The organism is Asticcacaulis sp. DW145 (assembly GCF_037101385.1).
Taxonomy (GTDB): Bacteria; Pseudomonadota; Alphaproteobacteria; order Caulobacterales; family Caulobacteraceae; genus Asticcacaulis; species Asticcacaulis currens.
On the sequence record NZ_AP029024.1, the window covers coordinates 2,396,363 to 2,418,121 of the forward strand.

General features: G+C 57.8%; 20 protein-coding genes. 5 read left to right on the forward strand and 15 right to left on the reverse strand.

The window, feature by feature from the left end; all coding sequences use genetic code 11:
• Nucleotides 1-96 precede the first annotated feature (96 nt).
• Nucleotides 97-2,136 (reverse strand): NAD(+) synthase, encoded by a 2,040-nt coding sequence (locus AACH73_RS10950; RefSeq protein ID WP_338734968.1) that lies wholly within the window; start codon nt 2,134-2,136, stop codon nt 97-99.
• A 241-nt stretch (nt 2,137-2,377) separates the two neighbouring features.
• Between AACH73_RS10950 and AACH73_RS10955 the strand changes: the two genes are divergently transcribed.
• The 3 genes from AACH73_RS10955 to galE are packed head-to-tail and all read left to right on the forward strand — an operon-like array spanning nt 2,378 to nt 5,126.
• Entirely contained in the window at nt 2,378-3,580 is a 1,203-nt protein-coding gene (locus tag AACH73_RS10955) for a threonine ammonia-lyase (RefSeq protein ID WP_338734969.1), read from the forward strand.
• Between the two features lie 10 nt (nt 3,581-3,590).
• Entirely contained in the window at nt 3,591-4,094 is a 504-nt protein-coding gene (locus AACH73_RS10960; RefSeq protein WP_338734971.1) for an FKBP-type peptidyl-prolyl cis-trans isomerase, read from the forward strand.
• A gap of 51 nt (nt 4,095-4,145) precedes the next feature.
• On the forward strand, nt 4,146-5,126 hold the full coding sequence (gene galE, locus AACH73_RS10965; RefSeq protein WP_272739648.1) for a UDP-glucose 4-epimerase GalE: 981 nt from the start codon (nt 4,146-4,148) through the stop codon (nt 5,124-5,126).
• 93 nt (nt 5,127-5,219) lie between these two features.
• Here the strand turns inward: galE and AACH73_RS10970 are convergent, their stop codons facing one another.
• Nucleotides 5,220-6,653 carry a serine hydrolase gene (locus AACH73_RS10970; RefSeq protein ID WP_338734972.1) on the reverse strand — a complete coding sequence of 478 codons (1,434 nt, stop codon included), beginning with the start codon at nt 6,651-6,653 and terminating at the stop codon, nt 5,220-5,222.
• Nucleotides 6,654-6,754: 101 nt separating this feature from the next.
• Here AACH73_RS10970 and AACH73_RS10975 point away from each other — a divergent pair, with 101 nt between their 5' ends.
• On the forward strand, nt 6,755-8,002 hold the full coding sequence (locus tag AACH73_RS10975; RefSeq protein WP_338734973.1) for a UbiH/UbiF/VisC/COQ6 family ubiquinone biosynthesis hydroxylase: 1,248 nt from the start codon (nt 6,755-6,757) through the stop codon (nt 8,000-8,002).
• On the opposite strand, the gene AACH73_RS10980 is transcribed toward AACH73_RS10975, so the two are convergent.
• The 10 genes from AACH73_RS10980 to proB all read right to left on the reverse strand — a co-directional run bounded on the left by AACH73_RS10980 (nt 7,999) and on the right by proB (nt 18,323).
• On the reverse strand, nt 7,999-8,907 hold the full coding sequence (locus AACH73_RS10980) for a LysR substrate-binding domain-containing protein (RefSeq protein WP_338734974.1): 909 nt from the start codon (nt 8,905-8,907) through the stop codon (nt 7,999-8,001). The two genes, AACH73_RS10975 and AACH73_RS10980, sit on opposite strands and share 4 nt — an antisense overlap.
• Nucleotides 8,908-9,174: 267 nt before the next feature.
• A complete protein-coding gene (locus tag AACH73_RS10985) occupies nt 9,175-9,411 on the reverse strand; it encodes a Trm112 family protein (RefSeq protein ID WP_272739652.1) in 237 nt (78 codons plus the stop codon).
• A gap of 11 nt (nt 9,412-9,422) precedes the next feature.
• Nucleotides 9,423-10,298 (reverse strand): thioredoxin, encoded by an 876-nt coding sequence (trxA, locus tag AACH73_RS10990; protein ID WP_272739653.1) that lies wholly within the window; start codon nt 10,296-10,298, stop codon nt 9,423-9,425.
• 82 nt (nt 10,299-10,380) lie between these two features.
• On the reverse strand, nt 10,381-12,018 hold the full coding sequence (locus AACH73_RS10995) for an MDR family MFS transporter (RefSeq protein ID WP_338734975.1): 1,638 nt from the start codon (nt 12,016-12,018) through the stop codon (nt 10,381-10,383).
• Between the two features lie 52 nt (nt 12,019-12,070).
• A complete protein-coding gene (locus AACH73_RS11000) occupies nt 12,071-12,673 on the reverse strand; it encodes a hypothetical protein (protein ID WP_338734976.1) in 603 nt (200 codons plus the stop codon).
• Nucleotides 12,674-12,723: 50 nt separating this feature from the next.
• On the reverse strand, nt 12,724-13,419 hold the full coding sequence (gene phoB, locus AACH73_RS11005; protein WP_272739656.1) for a phosphate regulon transcriptional regulator PhoB: 696 nt from the start codon (nt 13,417-13,419) through the stop codon (nt 12,724-12,726).
• A gap of 18 nt (nt 13,420-13,437) precedes the next feature.
• Complete coding sequence (phoU, locus tag AACH73_RS11010) at nt 13,438-14,124, reverse strand: phosphate signaling complex protein PhoU (protein WP_272739657.1); 687 nt, start codon at nt 14,122-14,124, stop codon at nt 13,438-13,440.
• Nucleotides 14,125-14,216: 92 nt separating this feature from the next.
• A complete protein-coding gene (locus tag AACH73_RS11015; RefSeq protein ID WP_272739658.1) occupies nt 14,217-15,680 on the reverse strand; it encodes an ATP-binding protein in 1,464 nt (487 codons plus the stop codon).
• A 180-nt stretch (nt 15,681-15,860) separates the two neighbouring features.
• A complete protein-coding gene (locus AACH73_RS11020; RefSeq protein ID WP_338734977.1) occupies nt 15,861-17,126 on the reverse strand; it encodes a glutamate-5-semialdehyde dehydrogenase in 1,266 nt (421 codons plus the stop codon).
• Between the two features lie 51 nt (nt 17,127-17,177).
• Nucleotides 17,178-18,323 (reverse strand): glutamate 5-kinase, encoded by a 1,146-nt coding sequence (proB, locus tag AACH73_RS11025; RefSeq protein WP_338734978.1) that lies wholly within the window; start codon nt 18,321-18,323, stop codon nt 17,178-17,180.
• Nucleotides 18,324-18,462: 139 nt separating this feature from the next.
• Between proB and thrC the strand changes: the two genes are divergently transcribed.
• On the forward strand, nt 18,463-19,860 hold the full coding sequence (gene thrC, locus AACH73_RS11030) for a threonine synthase (RefSeq protein ID WP_338734979.1): 1,398 nt from the start codon (nt 18,463-18,465) through the stop codon (nt 19,858-19,860).
• A gap of 60 nt (nt 19,861-19,920) precedes the next feature.
• On the opposite strand, the gene AACH73_RS11035 is transcribed toward thrC, so the two are convergent.
• From AACH73_RS11035 to AACH73_RS11045, 3 genes are read right to left on the reverse strand one after another with little or no spacing between them, the layout of a single operon-like run.
• Nucleotides 19,921-20,775 (reverse strand): nucleotidyl transferase AbiEii/AbiGii toxin family protein, encoded by an 855-nt coding sequence (locus AACH73_RS11035; RefSeq protein ID WP_338734980.1) that lies wholly within the window; start codon nt 20,773-20,775, stop codon nt 19,921-19,923.
• Nucleotides 20,772-21,440: a hypothetical protein gene (locus tag AACH73_RS11040; RefSeq protein ID WP_338734981.1), complete on the reverse strand. Its 669-nt coding sequence runs from the start codon at nt 21,438-21,440 to the stop codon at nt 20,772-20,774. Before AACH73_RS11040 ends, AACH73_RS11035 begins: the two co-directional genes overlap by 4 nt.
• Nucleotides 21,441-21,472: 32 nt before the next feature.
• Nucleotides 21,473-21,694: a hypothetical protein gene (locus AACH73_RS11045; RefSeq protein ID WP_272739664.1), complete on the reverse strand. Its 222-nt coding sequence runs from the start codon at nt 21,692-21,694 to the stop codon at nt 21,473-21,475.
• Nucleotides 21,695-21,759 lie beyond the last annotated feature (65 nt).

Sequence of the window (21,759 nt, forward strand, 5' to 3'; positions counted from 1 at the left end):
ACAGGGACGAGGCCACAAGAACCGGGCCACAGAGGAACCGATGACCGCACCTACGCCCGGTTTCCAGGGACTGTGGTGCGTGAATCCAGGATGAGATTACTGGACCGGGACGCCCGCTCTCAGCTCCTCAAGCCAGAGGCTCGCTTCACCGTCAGAGGGCGCTCGCCAGTCACCGCGGGGGCTTAAAGCCCCGCCGGAAATCAGCTTAGGGCCATTGGGAACGGCAGAGCGCTTAAACTGAGAAATCGTGAAAAAGCGGAAGAGGAAAACCTCCATCCACTTACGAATCTCTGCCAGATCATAAGATCGCCGCTCGGCTTCGGGATAGTCTGGGGGCCAGTGGCCTGAGGCCACGTCCTTCCAGGCGTGATACTGGAGGAAGGCGATTTTTGAAGGCTTAAGCCCGAAGCGGGTGAGGTAGTAGAGCGTGAAATCCTGCAAGGCGTAAGGCCCCACCTTGTCTTCGGTGCGCTGGGCCTGCCCGTTCTCAACCGGCACGAGTTCCGGAGAAATCTCCCGCTCAAGGACCGAGCGCAGAACGCGGCCCGCTTTGGCGTCAAACTCCGTGCGCGCCGCCCAGCGGATGAGATGCTGGATCAGGGTCTTGGGCGCCCCGCAATTGACGTTGTAGTGGCTCATATGGTCGCCGACGCCATAGGTGCACCAGCCAAGCGCGAGCTCGGAGAGATCTCCGGTACCGACCACAAAGCCCTTATGCTGTCCTGCAAGCCGGAACAGGAAATCGGTCCGCAAGCCGGCCTGCACATTCTCAAAGACGACATCATAAACGCGTTCCCCCTGGCCGTAGGGGTGGCCTATATCCATGAGCATGCGTTTTGATGCGGGGCGGATATCAATTTCCTCCGCCGTGACGCCCAGGGCCCGCATGAGCTTATGCGCGTCTGATTTCGACCCTGAGGTCGTGCCAAAGCCCGGCATCGTATATCCGCGGATCTCTGATCGGGGCCGGCCCAGGCGATCAAAGGCTTTGCAGGCAACAATCAAGGCATGGGTAGAATCAAGGCCGCCTGAAACACCGATCACGACGCTCTGAGACTTTGTGCTCTCAATGCGTCGCATGAGGCCGTGGACCTGAATATTGAAAGCTTCAAAGCAGTCTTCATCAAGACGCTCGCGCTCATTTGGCACGTAAGGAAAGCGTTCGACCGAGCGATAGAAATCGCTAAGGTCGTGCGGAGCTTCCTCAAAGACCTGCACGCCTATAGCCGGGTGCGGGTTAAACCGGCGCGCGTCGGCAAAGGTTGCGGTGCGAAGCCGCTCCTGCCTGATGCGGTCAACGTCAATATCCGCTATGGTCAGGGTCTGGCTTGAAAAACGCTCACCTTCGCTAATGAGCTGGCCGAGTTCGTAAATGAGTGACTGCCCATCCCACGCGAGGTCCGTGGTCGATTCACCCGGACCAGAGGCCGTGAACGCATAGGCACATATCAGCCGCTCAGACGTGGCTTCGCAAATACGTTTTCGCACTCTCGATTTTCCGACGGTCACTGGTGAGGCTGAAAGATTGACGATGATCGTAGCCCCGGAGAGCGCAAGGGGTGTGGCGGGCGTGTCGGGCGCCCACATATCCTCACAGATCTCTACGCCAAGTGTGAAAGCGTTCAGCGCCCCGGCCTGAAACAGCTGGTGGGTAGAGACGCGCACACTCTGGCCTTTAAAATCGATCAGGGTATCCAGTCCATGCCCGCTCGCAAACCAGCGCTTCTCATAAAACTCACGGTAGTTGGGCAGGAAAGTCTTTGGGACGAGGCCCATGAGTTTGCCCCGATGGACAACCGCAGCACAGTTATAAAGTGATCCGCCAAGCTCCAGCGGCAGGCCGCACACAATCAGACACCGCCAGTCTTCGGACGCCCGCATCAGCCCAAGAAGCGCCTCTGATGCCGCGTCCTGAAGCGTCTTTTGTAAGAACAGGTCGTCGAGCGTATAGCCGGTCAGACTGAGCTCAGGAAAGACGAGGACGTCTACGCCGGCTTTATCGGCCTTTGCCGCCAGATCCACATGCGCATTGAGGTTCATCTGAGGGTTCGCGATATGGACATTCGGGGTCGCACAGGCGATCCGAACAAAGCCATGGGATGCGGGGGAGTAGAAGTCGTCGCCAGATTTCGTCATTTTAGACACTCGCATACTTCGATTTCAGCGATATAGGCCCATTTTCGACGAATTGATATCAGATTGATTGTGAAATTTCGTAAAAATGGCAGTTTCTGTTGAATTACCCCTTAAAATTTTCCTTTTTGATTTCATTTGTTACTTTCTTGATTTGGGCTTTCTGATGTGCCTTTTTAGGCTTGGGTTGGTCGGGTTGTCTCTGTTAAGGGAAGACAACTGACATTGGTGTGTGTGAACCAAGATGAGCGTAGATCTTGAAGCGATCCGGGCGGCCGCGGAGCGACTGAAGGGGCATATAGCTGAGACCCCTCTCGCCTTCTCCCAAAAGCTGAGCGCGATGACGCGCACCAAGCTCTGGATTAAGTACGAAAACCAACAGTACACCTCTGCCTTCAAGGAGCGCGGCGCGCTCAATAAGCTCTCAGCCCTGACGGATGAGGAGCGCGCCCGCGGCGTCTTTGCCGCATCTGCGGGCAACCATGCCCAGGGCGTAGCCTACCACGCCCAGCGACTTTCAATACCCGCAACCATCGTCATGCCTCACGGCACGCCCTTTGTGAAAGTGCAGAAGACGCAGTCTTACGGTGCGCGCGTCGTCATTGAAGGGACGACCTATGATGAGGCGTCAACGCACGCCCAGGGTCTTTGTCGCCAGACCGGTGGCGTCTATGTCCATCCATTTAACGACTATGATGTGATGGCAGGGCAAGGGACACTGGCGCTTGAAATGCTGGACGCTGTGCCAGACCTTGACGTCCTCGTCATACCGATTGGTGGTGGCGGCTTGATTGCCGGTATGGCGACGGCGGCTAAGGCGCTCAAACCCTGGATAAAGATTATCGGTGTAGAGGCGTCCATGTACCCCTCTTTCGCGGCCCGCCGACGTGGGCTCAACATGCCAACCGGGGGCTCGACCATAGCCGAAGGCATCGCCGTTCGCGAGGTCGGGGACTTAAGCTTTTCAGTCGCAAACCCCTTGGTCGATGACGTGCTCGTTATCGATGAGGCCGATTTTGAGCGGGCGATTGCCGCCTTTGTCAATGTCGAGAAGACGGTCGCCGAGGGGGCCGGTGCGGCAGGCCTTGCGGCTGTTATGCGCTACCCTGAAAAGTTTGAAGGGCAAAAGGTTGGCCTTGTACTGTGTGGTGGCAATATCGACATGCGTCTTCTGGCCTCGGTCCTGCAGCGCGAGCTCGTCCGTGAGAAGCGTCTTGTGACCTATCGCATTTTGGGTGATGACCGCCCCGGCATGTTGTCGTTGATGGCGGACGTTATCTCGCGTAAAGGCGGGAATATTGTAGATGTCGCCCACAATCGCCTGGTCCTGGACGTTCCGGCAAAAGGCGCTGAATTTGATATCCTGGTCGAAACCCAGGATGCGCGCCATGCCCACGAGATTGCCGAGGGGCTACGCGCCACTGGCTATGCGCTTAGAATGGAATAGAGGAAAATCAATGACTTTTAAATGGATAAGACCAGTCTGTCTTCTATTACTCGCCGCAATGACCTTGCCTCTTGGCGCCTGTAATCGCACTGATCCGGCCGCCGAAGCGGCAAGTGAAGCCAATATCAAGGCGGGCGAAGCCTTTCTGGCTGAAAAGGCAAAGGAACCGGGTGTCCAGAAGTTGCCAAAGGGTCTTCTCTATAAGGTGATTACGCCGGCAAAGGATCCTAACGCACCAAAGCCTTCGCTGAGGGATACGGTCAAGATCCATTACGAGGGCCGCCTCGTTGATGGTACGGTCTTTGACTCAAGCTACGACCGCGGCGTTCCGGCCGCCATGCCTCTTGATGGTCTCGTCGAGGCCTGGAAGATTGCGGTTCCGCAGATGAAGACGGGTGAAACCTGGGAGCTCTACGTCCCCGCTCAGCTGGGCTATGGCGAAACGGGTGCTGGCCCCATTCCGCCTAATAGCGTACTTGTATTCAAAATTGAGTTGCTGGGCATTCAGCCCTGAACTAGCGTCTTCGCCTATATTTTTCAGACACTATTCTTTTGAGGTTTTTGAATGAGCACTGCAGTCCTCGTTGCCGGTGGCGCCGGCTATATCGGGTCGCAAACCTGCAAAATTCTCGCCGCCAATGGCTTCTTACCGGTCACGATCGATAATCTTTCGACCGGTCACAAAGAAGCAGTCAAATGGGGCCCTTTGATTGAAGTCGATATCCGTGATCGGGAAGCGGTTTTGAAGGCCATTTCTGATTATGACATCAAGGCCGCCATCCATTTTGCCGCTTTCTCCCTGGTTGGCGAGAGCACAAAGGACCCGGCCAAGTACTATGATAATAACGTTGCCGCTGCGACCGCCTTTGCGTCCCACCTCGTTGAGGGCGGCGTCAAGGCCCTGGTCTTCTCTTCGACCGCCGCCACCTACGGCGTGCCGCAGACGCGACTGATTGCGGAAGATCATCCTAAAGCGCCGATCAATCCTTACGGCGACAGCAAGCTCGCCTTTGAAGGTGCTCTCCACTGGCTCTCCCAGGCCCACGATCTCAACTATGTGGTGTTACGCTACTTCAATGCGGCTGGCGCTGACCTCGAAGGCGAGGTGGGTGAAAGCCACCGCTGCGAAACCCACCTCATTCCCCTGATTTGTCAGGCCGCGCTCGGCACCGGCAAGGCACTGACGGTGTTTGGTGATGACTATGCCACGAAGGATGGCACCCCCATCCGCGACTATATTCACGTGGTTGATCTCGCCAATGCCCACGTCGAAGCCATCCGCTATCTTCTGGCTGGCGGCAAAAGCGATGCCTTTAATGTCGGAACGGGTGAAGGGCTTACGGTCCTGGAAGTGATAAAAGCTGCCGAAGCCATTATGGGCATGCCCGTGCCCCACAGTGTCGGGCCACGCCGCGATGGGGATCCGGAAATCCTCGTCGCCGATGTCAGCAAGATCCGCTCGACGTTTGACTGGTCACCGAAATACTCAGACGCAGAGACCATCATCCGCACGGCGGCGCAGTGGCAGAAGACGAGGCCCTACTAAGCGCGATTAAAAGACCTTCGCTCCCTTCTTATGATGAGCGAAGGTCTTTCCCGCCGCCCCTTGGAGCCTTCGCAGCACGGATGGCCGATACGCTCAGCCATCCCCCTTCGAACTAACGGCTGCGGCATTGGCAGAGGCAAGGAGGCCTGAGACCGCAAGTTGCGTGTCGGGGGCAGCATCGTTGGCGCAGACGCATGCGACGGTCTTATTCCTTTGATCAATCAGGACTTCGCCATACCACATCATATTTGAGCCGTTGTGCCATAGGGTGCCATCATCGCGGATAACCCAGCCCAGGGCATAGCTATCACCAAAATGCGCCTTATGAAGCGTATCCCAGGTTTCAGCCTTGAGAAAGCCTGACGGCTGATTGAGGTGGGCCTGAAGATAGAGCAACATATCAGGTGCAGACATGTGTACGCGTCCGGCTGGACCAAGCGCCACGGGATTGTCGTTCGATACCCCAGGTCCCGCCTCAACAGGCTTTCTATTGTGTCCTTGCACCAGGTGACCTAAGGGCTGATCGCTTTGGCGGAAGTGACCTGGGGCCCCAAATCCCGCGCTTTTAAGACCAAGAGGCGTAAAGACCTCCGCCTCAATCAGCGCCTCCCAGGGCTTATTTGTCAGGACCTCAAGCATCGCACCAGCGATGATGTAGCCGTTATTTGAGTAGAGATGCTGGGCGCCCAGCGGACCGACCGGTTTTTGCTTCAGGGCTGTAAGCGCCCATTTAAGGCGCTCTTCGCGGGGATCTGTCAGAGCATCGCGCGTAAAGAACACGAAGTTCATCAGATCGAGGTTTGCCTGAAGGCCTGCTTTGTGGCTCAGCAGATGAAGGAGGCTTGCCTGACGAAAGGGCTCTGGCACCCGCCCGTCAGGCTTTCCGAGGACATCGCCCACGGTTGTCGACCACGAGAGGACCCCTTTGTCGATAAGGCGACCACAGAGCGTAGCGGTCATCGATTTCGTGATCGATCCCCAGTGCCACTGATCCTGCGGCTGAACGCTGATTTCATCACCACTTGAGCGAGCGCCGTCAGCTAAAACATCAGATGCAAACCCCGACGCCCATGCCGCCACCATGCCCGGCGTGTAGGCGGCGAGGCGTTTATCGTTCAAAACCTCCCGCGTGAGCGGAGCGACCACGGGTGGTGGCAGGGCTTCAGCCTTGTCACCTTTGGTAAAACGCAAAGGCAAAGGTGCACCTTGCGTGAATGTGCCGTCGATATGACGCTCGCTCGTGAGCGCGCCTGAAAAGCTCGCCTTGATGCTTTTGAAAGAGAGCTTGATGTGCTCGTCCTCAATATCGACGCTGGTTGCCGGAATTCTGGCATTTCCCTGATCGACGCTAATGAGCGTCACCGTCTGCCCGCGAATCTCAAGCCTCAGGGTCAGGCGAACCGCGCCGGCGCTTAAGAGACCGGTCCAGATCCCATCGAAAGGCGTATCAGCCGCAGAGGCCAGGCCCGAGGCGGTGACACCGCACGCGGCCGCAGCGAGAGTTTGAAAGTGTCGTCTTGTCAGCATAGGAACGCCCCCGATCAGCGCATCTTAGAAGGCTGCGCCAATGCGTCGCTACTGAAATATTTGTAATGCGATCCCCTCCATGTCGGTTTAGAATTGAAAACATGAACACTCAGGCGCAAATCATCATCGTCGGTGCCGGTATGGCCGGTATGACCGTGGCATTATCGCTGGCGAAGGCGGGACTTACCCCGCTTCTTGTTGAGCGGCAGCCTCTCTCTGAACAGATTGAGCCGACCTTTGATGGGCGCGCCTCGGCTATCGCCTATTCGTGTTTCAGACAGTGGCAAACCCTGGGGGTCGGCGAGGCGCTTGAGGGCTATGCCTGCCGAATGGACGAGATTGTCGTCACAGACGCGCACCTGCCGGGCGCCGCGACCAGGGCGCCGTCGCCCTTCTTTCTTCACTTTAATGCCGCGGAAATCTCAGACCGATCCGGCAACGAGCCACTGGGCTATATGCTCGAAAACCGACATATCCGAGCCGTTCTTTACGAGGCAGTCGTCAAAGCAGGCATCCGCGTCATCTGCCCGGCGAGTGTCACCCAAATTGAGGAGACGGCAAACCATATTCGCCTCAGTCTAAGCACAGGCGAGGTCATCAGCGCGCCCCTGGCGGTTGCGGCAGAGGGTCGAAAATCCGGCCTTCGCGAACACGCTGGCATCAAGACTATAAAGCGCGACTATGGACAGAGCGCGGTTGTTGCGACGGTTAAGATGCAGTACCCGCATAACCATGTGGCGTACGAGTATTTCCTGTCGTCTGGCCCCTTCGCCATTCTGCCTCTGACAGACAATCGAGCGTGCCTCGTCTGGTCGGAGAGCCACGCCAAGGCCAAAGCGCTCCTTGAAGTCAGACCTGAGCTTTTTCAGGCGCATCTGATGCAGAGGTTTGGGGATTTTCTGGGCGAGGTTGAGCTCGCCGGTCCTAAGTTTATCTATCCCCTGTCGATGGCGCTGGCCGAAAACATGTACCGGGGACGCATTGCCCTTCTGGGTGATGCCGCGCACGGGATTCACCCCATCGCAGGACAGGGCCTCAATCTCGGTCTGAAGGACGCGGCGGCGCTCGCTGAAGTGCTTGTCGAGGCCGCACGATTAGGTGAGGATTTAGGCTCTGAAATCGTGCTTGAACGCTATGCCCGGTGGCGACGTTTTGAGAACGTGTCGACCTCGCTGATTATGGATGCCTTTGTGCATCTCTTCTCAAACAATAATCCGCTGATCAGGCCTCTTCGCGATATCGGCATGGGCATTGTCAACAATATAGGTCCCGCCCGACGCTTCTTTATGGAGGACGCCGGCGGGGCAACCGGGGACCTGCCAAAACTCTTGCGGGGAGAGGCCGTCTAAGCCCTCCCAATAACCCCCGCCAGCAGCCGCGCCTCGGCCGAGCGCGACGAGCCTGCCCGCCAGATCACGACGATGTCGCGATAGGCGTGGTCTGAGCGCAGGTGGCGAACGGCGACGGATGAGCGTTCAACAAGGCCCGCCTCGATAGCCATTTCCGGCAAAAGCGACACCCCGAGCCCGGCATCAACCATCTGGACCAGCGTGTTCAGGGACGTTGCGGCAAACCCGCCGTTCAGCGATTGATTGACGTCACTGGCGCCCGGCGCATTCCACTGACAAGCGGCGAGCGCATGATCGCGCAGGCAATGCCCATCCTCAAGTAAGATCAGTTCAGATGATTTAAGCGCTTCCGGTTCGACCTCTGCCTCATGTGAGAGGGGGTGGTCCTTTGGCATAACCGCCAGAATTTCGTCCTTGCAGATGAAGGCATGATCAAGCCCACTTAAATCATACGGTAAGGCAATCACCGCCGCATCAAGGCTTCCGCTTTTCAGAGAGCCGATCAGACGTGAGGTCTGATCTTCCCGCAAGAAAAGCCGCAGTTGCGGAAACTCCTGCCGCAGTTTCAAAAGAGCCTGCGGTAACAGAAAAGGGGCAATCGTCGGGATCACACCGAGGCGAAAGCGCCCGGCCAGGGGACGATTGGCGCCTTTTGCCGCTTCGACCAGATCTTCGGCCCGTGCCAGGATATCCTCCGCGCGGCGCAGAACATCCTCACCAATGGCGGTCATGATCACCTGACCGCGTGTGCGGTCAATAAGCCTCACGCCCAGGGCCTTTTCGAGCTCGGCAATGCCGGAAGAAAGAGCCGGCTGCGAAACAAAGGCAGCCTCTGCCGCGGCGACGAAACTTTTGTGCTCGTTGAGAAGCTTAAGATACTGGAGCTGGCGCAGAGTCGGGAGCATGCACGCAATATAAGCAATCTTTATTAAAATCGCAAATTGGCGATACCGTCCTTATGCGGCGGGCATGGACTTTCATAGTGAAACTTTAGTTTGTGCCTGCCATCGTTACCTTCACCCGAAAGGAGGCGACCATGTCAGACCGATTCGAGCAGCAATCACAGTCTTTGGTGGACTATGCCGAGCCGCCGGCAGAACCCCTTCTGGCGCGTTCGCTAGACAAAACCGTTGAAGCGGTCAGCTCGAAAAAGCTGGCGCCCAGGGCGAAGATTAAGTCTTTTGCGGCTCAAAGCGTCGTGCCTGATCAACGAGCATAATGGGCACGCCTGAGCGAATAGGAAAGGCGAGGCCCGCCGTGGGGGAGACCAGTTCCTGAGCAACCCGGTCATAGGTCAGCGCCCGGCGGGTGACCGGACAGACGAGGGCTTCTAAGAGACGCGGGTCGATTTCAGACGTATCAGGCACGGGGGAATCACTGGCGGGCGTTTCAATTTCTATTTCGGCCATAAGCGGGCTCCTCAGCTGAACAAAAGGGACGACAGCTTGCGTCGACCCGCCTTTGTGATGTCAGACATCTGACCTGCGGCTGCGAAAATCTTGAACAGATATTCACGCGCCTTCTGATTCTCCCAATCTGGCTCGACCTTTATAATCGCCAGAAGTTCGTCAATGGCCACAGATAATTCACCTTGTCCGGCAAGGCCACGGGCAAGGTCATAGCGGGCACCATGGTCAGACGGATCCGTGAAGAGGCGTGCGCGCAGTTCCTCAAGCGCTGTCGGCGCCCCGTCAGAGAGTTCTAAGGCGGCGCGCAAACCCTGAATGTCCGCGTCCTTGGCGTCGGCCGGCGCCTGATCGAGAACGGCTTTGGCCTGCTCGGGCTGACCGACCTTCATATACATCTTAGCGACCCCGGCGATCGCCTTCAGGTTCTGCGGATCCTGGTCGAGCACAAAAGAGTAGGCCTCCATGGCGCCACCGAGGTCGCCCTGCTCAAGTGACTGGGCCGCAAGCGCCAGCGCATCTTCTATGGAGGGGGCGCCATCATCTGCGCCGACTCCCAGCTTTTCAATAAAGCTTCGAAGTTCGGATTCGGGCTTAGCCCCCATAAACCCGTCAACCGGTCTGCCTCCCACAAAGGCATAAACGGTGGGAATAGACTGCACGCGCAATTGTCCGGCAATGGCCGGGTTCTTGTCGACGTCGATCTTGACCAGCTTCACCTTACCGTTGGCTTCGGTGACGACCTTTTCCAGAGCGGGGCCGAGTTGCCGACAAGGCCCGCACCAGGTCGCCCAGAAATCGACGATGACGGGTACGGTCTGAGAGGCTTCGAGCACGTCGTTCACGAAGGTGGCGTCGGAACCATCAATGATATGGGGGCTTGAAGCCATGATCTGCTCAACCTTTTTTCTGTGTCGTCTTCCTACTCAGGATGGGAAGAGAAGGCAATTGGCGCAAGGTCAGTGTCTGAGATTATTCCGGTGACGGTTCGCGGGGGGGCTCGCCTGGCGCCTCTCCTAACGGTTCCGGATCGCGGAGCGACTTCAGCGGCAGTTCCGGGATCAGGCCCGTGGCTAAAAGCCCCAGGATCGACACCAGAAATCCCGCAAACATAACACCTTTAATCGCCTCAGAGATCGTATCACGCACCACCGGATCAAGCGCCACCTTTGGCCCTCCCGACTGAACGGACCCATCTGTCTGGCTGGCCAGGGCCATGCGCTCAAGTTCCGCCAGGGACAGAACCTGCTCGTGCGCGACACTGGCCTTCGGCGCCATAACCATCAGGTTGTGGGTCAGGACCGCTCCGAAGACGGCCACGCCGATGGTCGAGCCTATCTGACGAAAGAACTGACCGGCGCTCGTCGCCACGCCCAGTTCCCGACGCTCAACAGCGTTCTGAACGGCCAAATTGAACAGGCTTTGCGCCGGCCCCAACCCGACACCGATAAGGGCGACCCGCCAGACCACGTCCCAGGCTCCGGCCGTATTCGGAAGCGTTGCCAGACAAAGCGCACCCAGCGCGGTCAGCGCCGAGCCCCCCAGCATAATCAGGCGGTACTTGCCGAACTTGTGCACCAGAAGGCCAGACAAGGTGGCTGAGGCAATGAGACCCACGGTCAGAGGAATAAGCGCCAGCCCCGATACGGTCGCTGACAGACCGAGTGCCAGTTGCATCAGAAGCGGCAGGAAGGAAACGAGGCCCATAAAGGCCATGAAGATCAGCACGGAGGCCAGATTGGCACTGGCAAAGGTGCGGTTACGGAACAAAGACAAGGACAAAATGGGGTTTTCGACCTTAGCCTCGACGGCCAGAAAGGCAATCAGGGCGACACACGCACCGATGAAGAGCCCCAGCACCACTGGCGAGGTCCATCCGTCCGTACCGCCCAGGCTCAGGCCCAGCAGAAAGGGCAGGAAGGTGGCCACCAGAAGAATGGCTCCGGCAAAATCGATCTTGCCGCCGGTGCGGTGCAGGAGCTTTGGGGTTTTGGCGAGAATCATGAAGAGGGCGAGCCCTGCCAGAGGCAGGTTGATGTAGAAGACCCAGCGCCAGCCGGCGACCGGCAGACCGAAGATCTGAACCGTGCCCATATCGGTGAAAAAGCCGCCAATAAGGGGACCGATGACACTTGCAATGCCAAAGGTTGCCCCAAAGAGCCCGCCGAGCTTTGCGCGCTCACGCGGCGGGTAAAGGTCGGCGATCACCGCAAAGGCCGAGGTCATCAAGGCGGCCCCACCGAGCCCCTGGACCGCGCGGAACACGATAAGCTGCACCATGCCCCCCCCCAGAACCGGGAGGTCACCAAACTCACCGGCAAGGCCACACAGGCCAGAACCAAGCATGAAGATAACGACACCGATGACAAGGATGGGCTTTCGCCCGTAAATGTCTGAGAGCTTGCCATAGATCGGAACCATTACGGTCGAGGCGAGGAGATAGGCGGTCGTTACCCAGGCATAGAGGTCAAGGCCTGACAGATGGGCCACGATGCGAGGCATGGCCGTGGACACAATGGTCTGATCCAGCGCCGACAACAGAAAGACGATCATCAGGGCAATGACGGTTACCCGGCGTTCGGCGGCAGTAAAGGTTTGCGGCGTATCCATAGATCCCTCTGCTTATATGAGGGACACCATACCGGCAGTCTTGAGGATCGCGCTACTGCAATCGTTTTGAATCGCCGAAGAAAACCAAAAGCGCCCTTTGCGCCGCCGCGTCCGTCGTCAGACCGGGAGAGCGTATCCGGTCATGAAAGGCTGCACCTTTGCCGAGACCTGCGAGCGGCGCCCGCAAATAGGCGAGCCATCGCACCCCGGCGAATACCGGATGCGTCTGTAGCGAGATGAGCTTGGAGCTCTCGAGCCTTATCTGCGCCAAAAGATGCCAGGTGTCAGGCCCATCGCCACTGTCATCGCGCACTACCGTCAGGGTCTCAAGATCTTCGGCTGTGTAATGGTGCTCCAGACGATGCTGGCCGCGCGACCAGGTCAGTGTCAGAAGACCTGGTCGGATCTCCCACTGTTCATCCGGCGCGAGGCCGCCAAAAATGATGAAGGCGAGCCCGACGAAGAGACCACCGGCGATGATCAAACCAAAGAACAGGCTGAAAGGGGACAGAGGCCAAAGGCCCCGCCCCAGTTCGACGACGACCATGACGCAGGCGAAAAGACCCGCGCCGACAAGTATCCAGCGGATAAAGTCCGGCATGGGGCCGCCCAGGCGGATCACCTCATCCGCCTCATCAGGGAATTGCGCTTCCATGCCTTTTTATCGCATGGATCCGTGAAATAACCGCGACGAAACGCGGTTAATCAGCCTTGCATATCGAGGGAATAGCCGGCCGATCGCACAGTGCGGATCGGATCATAATCACTGTCGCCATTGAGCGCCTTTCGCAGTCGACCGATATGCACATCGACCGTGCGCGCTTCGACATAGACATCGTTGCCCCACACCGCATCCAGCAATTGTTCGCGGCTGAACACGCGCTTGGGATGCTGCATCAGATAGTCGAGAAGCTTATATTCCGTCGGTCCCAGATGGACATCGCGACCCGAACGCTGAACCCGGTGCGACAGGCGATCAATGACGATTTCGCCGAAGATCACACGGTCTTCTGAGAGACCCGGACGGATGCGGCGCAAGACCGCACGAATGCGCGCGACAAGTTCGACCATAGAAAACGGCTTAATGACATAGTCATCCGCTCCCGTATCAAGGCCGCGGATCCGGTCCGTCTCTTCCGAACGCGCCGTCAGCATGACGATGGGCAGGTTGCGCGTTTCGGTCTGCGCGCGTAACCGGCGGGTGACTTCGATGCCCGACACCTTAGGCATCATCCAGTCGCAGACAAGAAGATCTGGCTGCCGCTCATTAATCATCATAAGGGCTTCATCACCATCTGTGGCGACCCCTACCTCATAGCCCTCTTTTTCGAGGTTGTACTGCAGAAGGGTGGACAGGGCGTCTTCATCTTCGGCGACAATGATGTAGGGTTTTACGCTCATGACAGTTCCTGATGGCCCCTATAGGGTGGACATTTTCGGGCGATCGTCGACATAGTCTTCGCCCGTGATTTCGTAGTGAATATGCTCGGCCATATTGGTCGCGTGATCGCCGATCCGCTCCAGGTTCTTGGCCATGAATAGGATATGGGTGCACGCCGAAATGGTGCGCGGATCACCCATCATGTAGGTCAAAAGCTCACGAAAGAGCGCGTTATAATGCTCGTCGACCTCGGTGTCGGATGTCCACACGGCCATGGCCATGTCGAGCTTGGCCGCCTTATAGGCATCCAGCACATCGCGCAGGCGCGATGATACAAGTTTCCCCATGCGCTCAATCGAGCGCGTAAGCGGCGACAGAGGCTCAGCCTCCGCAATCACCAGCGAACGCTTGGCGATATTTTTGGCAAGGTCCCCCGTACGCTCAAGCGAGGTCGCGATCTTCATCGCAGCGACGGTCTTGCGAAGGTCAGCGGCCATGGGCTGGCGAAGCGCAATTAGACGGATGCATTTGCGCTCGACGTCACGCTCCAGCTCGTCGAGCTTGCGATCGCGCTCAATGACGCTTTGTGCCAGCGCTACATCGCGCCGCGCCACGGCCTCGACCGCGTCGGCCACCTGTGCCTCGGCAAGCCCGCCCATCAGCATGACTTCTGCGCTGAGCTGGTCGAGTTCTTCGCCGTAGGTTCTGACGATGTGGTTGTTCATGACGCGTTATCCTTGACGAAAGCCCATATGTTGAATTTGTGACAGGCTTATTACACCATGCCGTTCATCACGGCAAAACTGTCATTTTTCACTCAGCGCGCGTTCACAAAGCCGATGGCCGGGCTTTCTCTGTAACGCCCAGGCTGAGGGAAGCAGGCCGTAAAGCTTGTATAGGTCTCCACGCTGCCTGTAGGCACAAGGTCGAGGCCCCCATAGGGCAGTAGCGACTTGTCCTCACCTTCAGAGGGCTGAGCAACGGACTCGACGAGCAAAGCTCCCCGGTGACGGTTGATGATGTGCTTGACAATCGCAAGACCGAGCCCCGTACCCAGACGGTCACCGGATTTCTGACCCTCCACACGATAAAAACGCTCCGCCAGGCGTGGCAAAAACTCACGCCGGATACCGGGCCCACGGTCTGTCACACGCACCACCGTATACCAGGATCCGCGCTGATCTGGCCTTAGGAGGACGAGTTTGGCCGCGGCAGGATCACGCGCCCCGAAGGCCTCTTCAAGTGTGCAGTCGGTGAATATCTCAATGTCGATGGTTGAGCCGGAGGGTGCATATTTCAGCGCATTATCCGACAGGTTCTGCACCACCTGCACGACCTGATCACGATCAGCGGTGAGAAAATACTGACCAGGCGCAGGGCCATTTACGCTGACTGTTACCCCCTTCTCCTTGGCCAGAATGCTGAGGCTATCCATTACGTCGCGCGCGCAAAGCGAGATATCAGCCTCACCCGACGGCGGCACGTGCTCGTTCATCTCAATGCGGCTTAGAGACAGAAGGTCCTGTATCAGGCGCCCCATCCGATCGGCCTGGGAGGCCATGATGTTGAGGAATTTATCCCGCGCCTTCAGATCGTCCTTGGCATGACCGCGCAGGGTTTCGATGAAGCCGGTCAGCGAAGCCAGGGGCGTGCGCAGTTCGTGCGAGGCATTGGCGAGGAAGTCGGCGCGCATGCGCTCAATCCGTCGGATATCGGTTTCGTCCCGGATGACAAGGAGGGCAAGACGCCGCAGGCCGCCCTCTGTAACCGGCAGCGGCGAGGTCCAGGCGCGCCAGAACTTATCCTGCGCGCCTGAGGTTTCAAAAACGGTGTCACGCGCCACATTACCAAAAAGGGCTTCATCGACAGCTTCCAGAACCTCAGGAAAGCGCAGTGAGGACACGAGCAGGCCCCCCTCTTTAGCGATTCCGAAGGCGTCAACAGCGGCCTTATTCGCGAATACGACCCAGCGGCCGGCAATGTCATTGGGTTCGATCCCCGAAACAATCATCACCGGGTCGGGGATGGCGCGCAGCACCTCCTGAAAGCTTGGGCCTTCCGGCTGAACGCGCACGCGCTCAGGCACGGCTACAACGTCTTCGATGACCGCAGTCTTATGCCGCTTTAGTTCCGCATAGGTCACCCACAGGCTTACGGCGAGGATGCCGACGGCGAGCCATACGAGCCAGTGGGCCCCGGGAGACAACAGGGCGAGCGCGATCAGGACCAGAAGGCCCAGACCGAGAGGCAGAAAGATGCGCTTTCTTGGTTGCGCCGCCATAAATGCCGGATCCTGATATTGTGGCGCCCATAAGACCCCAGCGTGCGTTAACAACCTGTTATCCATTAAAGGTCTCCGCCCTGAGTTTTTATGGGCAGGACCTAGGCTGATTTGAAGACAGGCGCGTGACAGATCCGTTAAAAACCAAAGCGCGCATTCATAAGCGCGCTCGGGTGGGCGTCAGGGGCGGGTCTGACCGCTGCCTCGCACGACGTATTTGAAGGTCGTCAGTTGCTCGGCACCAACGGGACCGCGCGCGTGCATGCGCCCTGTTGCAATCCCGATTTCTGCGCCCAGTCCGAACTCGCCGCCGTCGGCAAACTGCGTCGAGGCATTCCAGATGACGATGGCTGAATCGACCTCATTGAGAAAGGCTTCGGCGGCCTCGGCGTCTTCGGTGATAATGGCCTCGGTGTGCTGCGTGCCAAAGCTACGAATATGTTCGACCGCTTCGCTTAAACCACTCACCACCCGCACAGCCAGTATCTTGTCGAGATATTCGGTGCGCCAGTCGTCTTCAGTGGCCTCGACCATCGGCTGGATGGCGCGCGCGGCTTCATCGCCGCGCAGTTCGCAGCCTTTTTCGATCAGGGCGAGAGCGATACGCGGCAACAAGGTCTCGGCTACGGCCTTGTCGATCAGAAGCGTTTCGGTCGCTCCACATACCGAGACGCGGCGCATCTTGGCATTCAGCACGATCGAGACAGCCTTGTCCGGATCGGCTTCCGCGTGGACATAGGTGTGATTAAGGCCCTCCAGGTGGGCCAGAACCGGCACACGCGCCTCGGCCTGCACCCGTGCCACCAGCGACTTGCCGCCGCGCGGAATAATCAGATTAACCGCCTCATTGAGCCCCCCTAAAAGCAGGCCCACAGCGTCACGATCAGCCGTCGGCACCAGTTGTACGGCGGCAGGCAGAGCGGCCTCGGCAAAGGCCTGTTCAAACGCGACGAAAATGGCTTTAGCCGAGTTCAGCGCCTCCGAACCGGTGCGCAGGATTGCGCCATTTGACGAGCGGATACAAAGAGCTGCCGCATCAGCCGTGACGTTCGGGCGCGATTCATAGATGATGCCAATGACGCCGATGGGCGTAGAGACTCGGGAAATATCGAGGCCGTTCGGACGTTCCCAGCGCGCCAGTTCCTTACCCACCGGATCGGGCAGGGCCGCCACGTCTTCGAGCCCCCTGGCCATGGCTTCTACGCGATCTGGGTTAAGCACCAGACGTTCGACCATCGCACTCGATAACCCCTTCTGGGAGGCCGCCTCCACATCGGCCGCATTGGCTTTCAAAATAGCGTCCTGCTGAGCACGGATATGTCTGGCCGCGCTGAGGATCAGCCGTGTGCGTGCGTCCGGACCGGAAAGACGTAGCGCCTCAGCACCTGCCCTGGCTTTAGCGGCCAGGTCAGTCATGAGGTGGGTCAGATTGCCGTTGGTGTCCATTTTGCTATCCCAGATGGATTGTCTTGCGATACAGTGAGCGCCATTGAGCGCTCACACCATCACCATATCGTCCCGGTGTATGACCTCATCACCTGACGTGTACCCCAGAAGACCTTCTATGTCCCTGCTCGCGCGACCCTTGATGGCGGCAATATCGTCTGAACTATAGGCAGCGATGCCACGTGCCAGTTCGCGACCGTCGTGCAGGATCGAGACGCTGTCACCCTTGTCAAAGAGACCCACGACCGAGCTGATGCCTGAAGGCAGAAGCGATTTGCCGGACGCGAGCGCTCTGGCAGCCCCGGCATCGATATGGATTTGCCCTGCCGGCACCACCGTCCCGGCGATCCAGGCTTTGTAGGCGGCACCGGAAGATGCCTGCGCCACAAAGAGTGTATAGCGAGCGCCCTGACTGAGCGCCGACAGCGGCCGCAGAGCCAGCCCGTTCATAATGGTGGTCGAGCAGCCCGCCGCCCCGGCAATGCGTGCGGCCGCAATCTTGGTCGCCATACCGCCCGTGCCCACCCCGGCGGCCGCATTGGCGCCTCCGGCCATGCCTTCAATTTCTGGCGTAATGGCGTCAACGATGGGAATATGTTCCGCTGACGGATTGTTACGCGGATCAGCGGTATAAAGCCCATCAATGTCCGACAAAAGGACTAAGGCTTCAGACCGGACCAACATGGCCGCCCTCGCCGCCAGCCGGTCGTTGTCACCATAGCGGATTTCTTCCGTTGCCACCGTGTCGTTCTCATTGACGATGGGAACAACCCCCAGCTTCAGGAGCGTATCTGCCGTTTCACGGGCATTTAGCCAGCGTCGGCGGCGTTCGGTGTCTTCACGCGTCAGAAGGACCTGGGCCACCTTGATTCCGTGTTCGGAGAAAACCTCATCCCAGGCGCGCATCAGGATGGGCTGACCTGCCGCCGCTGCCGCCTGTTTCCGGTCTAACGGCAACTGCCTCGTCGTGAGCCCCAGATAACGCCGCCCCAGGGCGCCTGCCCCGGAGGAGACAATCATAACCTCGACCCCGGCCCGCCTCAGCCGCGCCACGTCCTCAGCCAGGCCGCGCATCCACAAAGTATTGGCCGCCCCCGTTTGCGGATTAACGATGAGAGCCGAGCCGACCTTCAGCGTCACGCGCTTCGCCTGCGCGATATGCGCCGGAAAGTCCGATTTTATGGCGGCGACCGTCATGGAAAGTCTTTTCTCAGGCGTCTGAAAATGATAGGCCCGCCGCGAGTGTTTTATCGCGGGCAGCGCCCTTGCGCCTATTAGCGGACAATCCCTTCGCGAAGCAAGAAGGGTTTGAATGCTTTTAAGAAATGGTAACAAAATGAACTATATCGGCACGCGCGGTTTCAAAGAGCAACGCAGCTTTGCGGGCGCATTGCTAGACGGTCTGGCCCCCGATGGCGGGCTTTATGTACCTCAGGCGTGGCCGACTCCGGATTTCGACCTGTCAGCGGCCTCGAATGGTGGCTATGCTGACCTGACGGTGAAACTCCTCAACCTCTTCGGCGTGGGCGTTCTGGGCGATCAGGCGGTCAAGGCGGCGGCTCAGCGCACCGAAGACGCCTTTTTGCGCGATGGGGCCGTGCCGCTGACGCGACTGGAAGACGATCTTTATCTGCTCGAACTCTACCACGGCCCGACCCACGCCTTCAAAGACATGGCCATGCAGATGATGGCCCCGCTTACCGATGCCGCCCTCGCACAGCGCGGCGAAAAACTCACTCTGGTAACCGCCACCTCTGGTGATACGGGTGCGGCCGCGGTGCGCGCCTTCGCCGGCTCAGAACACGTCAAGCTGATCGTTTTTCATCCGCTGGGTCGCGTTTCGCCCGTGCAGCGCCTGCAGATGACGACGGTTCAGGCCGACAATGTGCTGAATGTCGGGGTCAACGGCGATTTCGATGACTGCCAGAAGATCGTAAAGGCGTTGTTGTCAGAGCCCGCCTTGAAAGCTCAGGGCCTGATCTCTTCGGTCAATTCGATCAACTGGGGCCGCCTTCTGGGGCAGGTACCCTATTATCTGTCCGCCGCGGCCCATTCGGGCCTCCACAAGCCGGAATTTATCGTGCCTACGGGCAATTTCGGCGACGCGTTTGCCGGCTGGGTGGCGCGCCAGATTGGCGGCAATGTCGGTCATCTGCACGCTGCAGTGAACCGTAATGACGCGCTCAATCAGGCCATCAATAACGGCCGCTATGTGCGCCGTCAGGCCGTCGAAACGGCCTCCGTTTCGATGGACGTGCAGGCGCCGTCAAACTTTGAGCGGCTGGTCTTTGAAGCCTCCGGCCGTGACGCGGACGCGACGCGTGACCTATTTAATGCCTTCGGGCAGTCCGGTGAGGTGGCATTGTCCGGACATCTGCAAGAGGCGCTGAAATCCGAGGTCTCAGCCTCGACCGTTTCCGAAGATCAGACTAAGGCTACCATCAAGCTGGCTTACGAAAAATACGGTCAGGTGATCTGCCCGCATACCGCCGTAGCGCTTTCGGCGGCCCTGACGCGTCGCGAAACGGGCGAAGCCAAAGGCGGACAGATCGTTCTGTCTACCGCACATGCGGCCAAATTCCCTGCCTTTGTGACCGAAGCGCTGGGCTTTGAGCCTAAGGCTCCGGACGCCATTACCAACCTCTATGGCTTAACCGAAACCCTAAGCGAAATGCCTGCCGACGTCACTGCGGCGGTCACTACCGTGAAGGCTTTCATCGAATGGATCGATTAATCGGTCGAGGTCAATGTCGGGTTTCAAGCCCATCCCAGGTCGTCAGCAAGAAACCTGCGCTTATGGGGTTGTAGGGAGAATTTTCTGAAGGCGTGCGTGAAAGAACGTCGCGCCCCATAAATCGAGCGATTTCGCTTCGGAGGCTCGCAGGAAGCGCCTGACATCCTCCGTTGCGTCGCTCCACGCGATGGTGTCGATCTTGTCCGCAAGGACGGTTTTCAGCCAGTTGATATCAACATCAAGATCAGACTGGCCTGCCCACGGCCCTTTTTGCCGCAAGGCTGCTAAGAGCAGCGTAAGATTAGGCATAACGCGTCGGGCGACATACCATGAGAAGTCGAACCAATCGCGCCCCTTCACATATGGCCGACAAAGAAGCGCGTGTATCTTCAGGGCAAAATTTGACGCGAGGTCTTGATGTCTGACCTCATAATCCGTCGGAAAATCTAGATAGGTTTTCGCTTCTGTTGAACCCACTGGCGGATTTGTATCGATTTCCAGTTTGATTTTGATCGTTTTGTGCCGACTGTTGGCAAAACTCAGGTCAAGTTGGCGCGCGATAGCGGTATCTTTGATTACCGCCTCCCGAATGACACTGTCCATGCGTTCTTTCGATATGATCTCAAGCCTGAGACCAAACTGATTGAAGACCTCGGATAGGGTTTTCAAGTACGGTTGAAGCTCAAAGGACGGGTTCGGCTCCCGCAGGATAAAATCAAGATTTTCAGAAAATCGGGGCAGGCCGTGTAGAATGCGCAGGCACGTCCCCCCCTGAAACAACGCTCTCTCGAAAAAGTCTGCACGCCAAAGCGCGTGGAGCGCGATCTCCTGAAGGATTTCCTTAAGGGCATTTTCCTCTTCAAGCGTGTTGACGACATTGTACTCATTCAGTTTTTGACGGATGATCTCTATCATCGCTTCGATCCATTGCTCTTCAGGCAGGCTTCGTAGAGCTTGTTTGAGAACTCCTTTGTGTTTGCGTGCTTATAGACGTGGCGCAACTCTTCGAGTTTTCGGGGATCGACCCCAGTCATCTCATCAATGTCGACCCTCAAGCCGTCAGTAATCCACGACAAGCCCTGCCAATTAACTTTGCGGTACGCCACGATATCCATCAGCGCGCGCACAGGTGAGGCAACGAGCGCCGTCGCCTGACCCAAGCGCTTGCTTTCAACACCAACCAAAAACTGGTAGGACTGCAAGGCCAACGGCAGAAAAGTAAAGCTCCCAAACGTCTCTGTGTCATAGCCAAATGATTTGCGCCCAGGGGTGACCGACGCTGTTTGTAGAACCGCTTCAGGGATCCAGCCGTGAAATGCGAGTGCACTTTCAAAAGAAACATAGCTGCCAGGATGAAGAGCCTGCGCGACGACAAAAGGGTGAAGCGGCGCTGAGCTGAGATGAGTCGGCAGAACATATAGCCCGCGCTTAATCCGTATCAGACTTCGACTTTTAAGCGCTCGGTTTACAATGCCGTAACGACGCGCAGCACTTCCGCCGAGAATGTCGGCTAGCTGCCGCTCATTTAGAATCCGCTCGGTATAACCACTAAATCTAATTACGTCGTCTAACACGCTCATAAAATTCTCAATACTTCCAAATTATGAAAGTTTCAAGGATTTCCTTCACACCAGAGGTCCAGGCTGAAACCGTAGCTCTTTTCGGCAAGTAGCATTTTGTCGGCATATTGCGTCTGCCGCGCCATTTTTTGCAATTCTGACGAAGACCAGAAAAGCCCAAATAGGTTGAGCCCCTTCACGCTTTGCCTTCCCATTTGATCGGGGCGTTGCAGCCATAATGGGGGCACAGCCTTGAGTGCGAGATGCACTGCCATAAACACATATCTGCCCTTCGCGTTAAGGTCTTTTTGAACAATGCCCGCTACTCCCCGTTTGGGGA